Annotated in this window: 5 protein-coding genes; 2 read left to right on the forward strand and 3 right to left on the reverse strand. The window is 41.4% G+C overall.

Annotated features, from left to right (window positions below; translation table 11 throughout):
- Positions 1–142: 142 nt before the first annotated feature.
- Genes JZI27_RS24615 through JZI27_RS24625 form a run of 3 tightly spaced genes read right to left on the reverse strand, consistent with a single transcriptional unit; the run spans position 143 to position 3163 of the window.
- On the reverse strand, positions 143–628 hold the full coding sequence (locus tag JZI27_RS24615) for a putative iron-sulfur cluster-binding metallochaperone (RefSeq protein WP_481752845.1): 486 nt from the start codon (positions 626–628) through the stop codon (positions 143–145).
- 44 nt (positions 629–672) lie between these two features.
- Complete coding sequence (locus tag JZI27_RS24620) at positions 673–2802, reverse strand: heavy metal translocating P-type ATPase (protein ID WP_280209801.1); 2130 nt, start codon at positions 2800–2802, stop codon at positions 673–675.
- Entirely contained in the window at positions 2792–3163 is a 372-nt protein-coding gene (locus JZI27_RS24625) for an ArsR/SmtB family transcription factor (RefSeq protein ID WP_280209802.1), read from the reverse strand. Before JZI27_RS24625 ends, JZI27_RS24620 begins: the two co-directional genes overlap by 11 nt.
- 246 nt (positions 3164–3409) lie before the next feature.
- Here JZI27_RS24625 and JZI27_RS24630 point away from each other — a divergent pair, with 246 nt between their 5' ends.
- Positions 3410–4054, forward strand: coding sequence for a recombinase family protein (locus JZI27_RS24630; protein WP_280209803.1), 645 nt, complete (start codon positions 3410–3412; stop codon positions 4052–4054).
- On the forward strand, positions 4027–5563 hold a 1537-nt coding region (locus JZI27_RS24635), incomplete at its 3' end, for a DUF4158 domain-containing protein (RefSeq protein WP_280209804.1). The genes JZI27_RS24630 and JZI27_RS24635, both read left to right, overlap by 28 nt.

The following is a 5563-nucleotide window of genomic DNA, read 5'->3' on the forward strand; positions in this document are numbered from 1 at the left end:
GGGGTACCGTCAGCAAAACGCGGATTTACAACGCTAAGGAGTTTTGAAGCACAAAAAAGCCGGTTTTCACCACGTTAAGGGTGTAACCGGCTATTGTGGTAGTATTATTGAAGCTGGATGGTAATATTTCCTTCACGTTTCGTTAGTTCAAACTCCGTAAATATGCGGTAACATTACCCAAGCAGCAGGCCCCTTGTGGGTTGTTTACTTCACAGCCACAGCGATTCGACTGGACATGATCTTTTATTCGTTCAATAGGCAGCTGATTATTGTTGATTGCCTGAAATAGGCGATCTCGCGTCCAATTAAAGCAATAGCACACTGGTACATGCATGTTGGAATTCTTTTGGAATACGGGTACTTTCAGGGCCTCCTCTTCAAATGTTTGCGAATGAGTACCACTGAAATAAACGATATCACATGTAGAGTTTGAACAGAAAAAATATGTGTTATCTGGTTCGATGGTTTCCAAAGAAGAAGCTGTAAGCAAAGACTTTAGTGTAATGAGAGGAACACTTTTACCCTTCCCTTCGCAGGAAGGGCAATTTGTGGTTTTGGCTGTTTCCACAGTGCTGGATGGTACGCAACAATCCATATAAAATACACTCCTTAACCGGATTTCAGGCATGATCGCAAAAAACTTGATTCTTTTTCACTTCTTTCATGCCTTGGTCATTTACCTGGATTTCCCTTAACCTTTAGCAGACGAAGGCTATTCAACGTAACAATAAGCGTGGCTCCCATGTCTGCAAAAATTGCCATCCAAAGAGTAAGCCATCCTGGAATGATGAGGATTAGGGCAAGAAGTTTGATACCCAGGGAAAACGTAATGTTTTGTTTGATTATAGCCAGTGTCTTACGGCTTAGTTTCATGGTGTAAGGAAGCTTACCTAAATCATCAGCCATTAATGCAATATCTGCGGTTTCAAGAGCGGTATCGGTTCCGGCGCCCCCCATTGCGATCCCCACAGTGGAAGCAGCAAGGGCTGGAGCATCGTTCACACCGTCCCCAATCATTGCTACATTGCCATATTCCTTTCGAAGTTGCTTGATAAACTCCAATTTGTCTTGTGGTAGTAACTCTGCTTTCACTTCCGCCACACCTAACTGGCTTCCGATGGCTTCAGCTGTTGCGCTGTTGTCACCTGTTAGCATAATGGTTTTCTTAATGCCTAGATTATGCAGTTTTTGAATAACATCTTTACTGGAATCACGCACTTCATCAGCAACGGCGATGAGAGCAAGAATTTGTTGTTCAGTTCCGAGAACCATTACGGTTTTACCTTGTTTTTGCAACGCTTCAATCTGATTTGAAATATCCTGTGTAAGGTTGGAAGCGTCCAATTCGGCAAACAGTTTGGGGCTGCCAATGTAGTATAATTCTCCTTCGATTCTGGCTTTTACGCCTTTACCAGTAATGGAATTGAATTCATCAACCTCTAGAGATAAGTCAGCTTTTTCATTTTCTGCCTTGCGAATAATGGCTGAAGCAAGAGGATGCTGTGAACCCTTTTCAATAACAGCTGCAATAGCCAGTAACTCTTTTTCTTCTTTATCTCCAAATGTAATGAAGTTCGTAACCTCTGGAACCCCTCTTGTTAATGTTCCTGTTTTATCAAATGCAATGGCAGACAATCTGCCTGCTTCCTCTAGATGGATACCGCCTTTAATAAGAACACCGTTCTTAGCCGCGTTTCCAATGGCCGTAACGATGGATACAGGAGTAGAGATAACTAATGCGCACGGGCATCCAACAACGAGTAACGCTAAGCCTCGATAGATCCAATCACCCCAAATGCCACCCATCAAAAGAGGAGGAATGACGGCAATACCTAAAGCCAAAATCATGATTGCCGGGGTGTAATACTTTGCAAACCTGTCAACGAAAGCTTGAGATGGTGCGCGTTCTGCTTGTGCCTCTTCTACGAGGTGAATAATTTTTGAGATGGTTGTATCTTCAACACGCTTTGTTACTTGTACTTCGAGTAGTCCCTCTTCGTTTAATGTACCAGCAAAAACTTCGTCTTCAATAGTTTTTGTTACAGGAACAGATTCACCTGTAATAGCGGCTTGATTGATGGTCGATGTGCCCTTGATTACGACACCGTCCATTGCAAGTTTTTGACCTGGCTTAACAATCATGATGTCGCCAACTTGGATGTCGTCTACGTTAACCATAAGCTCCTGGGTACCACGACGGATAAGTGCTTCTTTGGGAGCAATATCCATCAACGAACGAATAGATTGACGCGCTTTTTCCATTGAATAACGTTCTAATACTTCACTAATGGCAAAGAGGATAACAACAGTCGCCCCTTCACCCCATTCTCCAATTGCTGCTGCACCAAGAATCGCAACGGTCATAAGAGTGTTCATATCAAACTGCAAGCGGAAAAGGTTCTTTATTCCCTTTATAAATAATTCATATCCACCAATCAGGATAGATGCAGCGTAGGTAATCACTGAAAAAATGCTCTCTTCACCGTATTGTTCTCCGAGGAAATATCCCACTACTAACAGTACAGCTGATAGAACAACTTTCCAGTTTTCTTCCCAGAAAGGTTTTTTCTTCACTTCAACGCGTTCCTTTTCTGGCGTAATTTTTAGATTCTCAAATGCACCAGCTTTTTCAAGTTCTTCAACAGTCGCGTCTCCAAAAACAGTGACCTTTGAAGCCCCAAAGTTCACTTGTGCCTCCTGTACTCCAGGAAGATTTTTTACGTTTTTCTCAAATATGGCTGCACAGTTTGTGCAGGTAAAACCTTGGACTCGATACACGTTTTTTTCAGCGTTATTTGCCATTTACGATCAACTCCTGACTATGAATAGAAGCTAACTGGACAAGTTTACGTACATGATCATCTTCTAAAGAATAAAAGACCAACTTACCTTCCTTCCGGTATTTGGCCAATCCCAGTTGGTTTAGAGTTCGTAAATGATGAGAAGCTGTAGCCATTGAGGAGCCGATGATGTTGGCCACATCACATACACACATCTCATCCTCCTGACATAATGCAAAAGTAATTTTCATTCGAGTCTCATCTGCCAACACTTTGAACATCTTTGCCATGCCTTGTATCTCTTGGTTATGAAGTAAATCCTTTACACGACGAACCTTGGATTCGTCAAAACAATAAATTTCACATGTATCTTGTTCTTTCATACAGTACCTCCCTTAATCAAACCAACATTTGATTATTATTATCATAAATTATTTTCCTTATTCATTCAAACATAAATTTGAGTGAATGTGTTTTTTGTACACAAAAATACTGTCAAAAAGCATACTTTATGAAACGTTGGAATACAGGTAGTATTCTACATGTCATAAAGTGTGTTTTTATATTTTGCAACATTTCAAATAACTGATATACTTTTTGACATGGATAATAGGAAGGAGTTGACCTTTTTGAAACTAGGGTACGCTCGCGTTTCTGCCAAGGATCAAAATCCAGAACGGCAGATTAAAAAGATGCGTGAACTTGGTATTGAAGAGCGTTACATTTTTGTTGACAAGCAAAGTGGGAAGGATTTTAATCGTCCACAGTATCAAGCGATGCGTTTAATTATCCGCGAAGGGGATTTGCTATATCTTGATGCACTAGACCGATTAGGTCGGGATTATGATGGGATCATTCGAGAATGGAAGTATATTACAAGAGAGCTAAATGCAGATATTGTTGTACTAGAAAATGAGACTTTGTTTGATAGTAGGAAATTTCGAAGTATGGGCGATCTAGGTAAGCTTATGGAAGATCAATTTTTAAGTTTGCTTTCGTATGTGGCCGAGCAAGAACGTAAAAAAAATAAGCAACGGCAGGCCGAGGGAATAGAAGTAGCAAAAAATAACGGAGTGAGATTCGGACGACGTAAGTACGAGATAACATCGGATTTTATTCAGGTGTATGATGAGTGGAGATCTGGATCGATTACCGCAACGGAAGGAATGAAGCGACTTGAATTAAAGCCGAATACTTTTTATCGACGTGTAAAGGAATATGAAAATCAAAGAAAGGTGCGAGTAGCTTGCGCGGAAAAGAACTCCTTACAATAGACCAGCGATTAGAATGGATGAGCCCTCCCAATGGTGAATGGGAACTTGCTACTTACTACACTTTCTCACAACATGATTTAGATATAATTAATCGCCACCGGCGAGACTACAACCGGTTAGGTTTTGCTGTCCAATTAGCATTACTACGTTATCCAGGATGGAGCATAACTGATATAAAAGAGGTCCCTGACTTCTTGCTTGAATATCTGGCTAAACAACTGGGTATTGAGCCAGGAGTTTTTTCCTTATATGCCCGAAGGGAAAATACGCTATGGGATCATCTGAAAGAAATACGTGACGAATATGGCTTTACTACGTTTACAACGAACGATTATCGTAGGCTGTTGAAGTTTTTATTTCAGCAGGCACTAGAAAACGGGAATGCTGTTCATTTAATTCGTGTGGCATTAGACGAGCTTCGTCGTTCAAAAATAATTCTACCAGCTATTACGACGATTGAGAGGGTCGTATGGGAAGCTCGGCATCGTGCCGAAGAACGGATTTATCGGCAGATTCATGAAGCTCTAACCTCATCGCAAAAACAGAAACTAGACAAGCTTATCGAACCTGTGATTGGTACCGGAAAAACAACTCTTGGTTGGCTTAAAGAGACAACAGGACAATTTTCCCCTGAAGCCTTTTTAAAGGTTATCGAACGTTTGGAATACATACGAAGTTTGCAGTTAAATATCGATACGAAAGCGATCCACCCCAATCGTTTACGGCAGCTCTCGCGTTTGGGTGCTCGATACGAGCCGCAATCCTTTCGGCGCTTCCATGAAGCAAAACGATATACAGTAATGGTGGCTTACCTTTTGGATCTTAGTCAAGATTTGGTTGACCAGGCATTTGAGATCCACGATAAGCAAATATTAACCTTGCAATCAAAAGGTCGAAAGCAACAAGAGGAACTCCAGAAACAAAACGGTAAAGCCGTGAATGAAAAAGTAATCCATTATGCTGACTTAGGAGCTGCTCTTATCAAAGCGCGGGATGAGGGCATTGATCCTTTTGTTATGCTTGAAACGATCATGCCGTGGGAAAAATTCGTTGAATCTGTAGAAGAAGCCAAGAAACTATCGCGGCCACTTGATTATGACTATTTGGATCTTTTAGAAAGTCGCTTTAATTATCTTCGTAAATACACTCCGACCCTTTTAAGTGCATTGGAGTTCCGTTCAACGAAGTCAGCTGAACCGTTGATGAGAGCACTCGATACCATTCGAGAGATGAACGATACTGGCAAACGAAAAGTACCCGAAGATGCGCCTTTAGATTTCGTATCGAACCGATGGCAAAAACATGTGTTTGATGAGGACGGAGCCATTAACCGGCATTACTATGAGATGGCAGCTCTTACGGAATTACGAAACTATGTGAGATCTGGAGATGTTTCGATTGTCGGAAGCAGACAGCATAAAGACTTCGACGAGTATCTTGTGTCAAAAAACGAATGGAAATCCACTCAGTCAACCGGTACCAGATTAGCCGTGAGTCTCAATGTAGAAG

The sequence above is a fragment of the Brevibacillus sp. AY1 genome, assembly GCF_029870785.1.
GTDB lineage: Bacteria > Bacillota > Bacilli > Brevibacillales > Brevibacillaceae > Brevibacillus > Brevibacillus invocatus.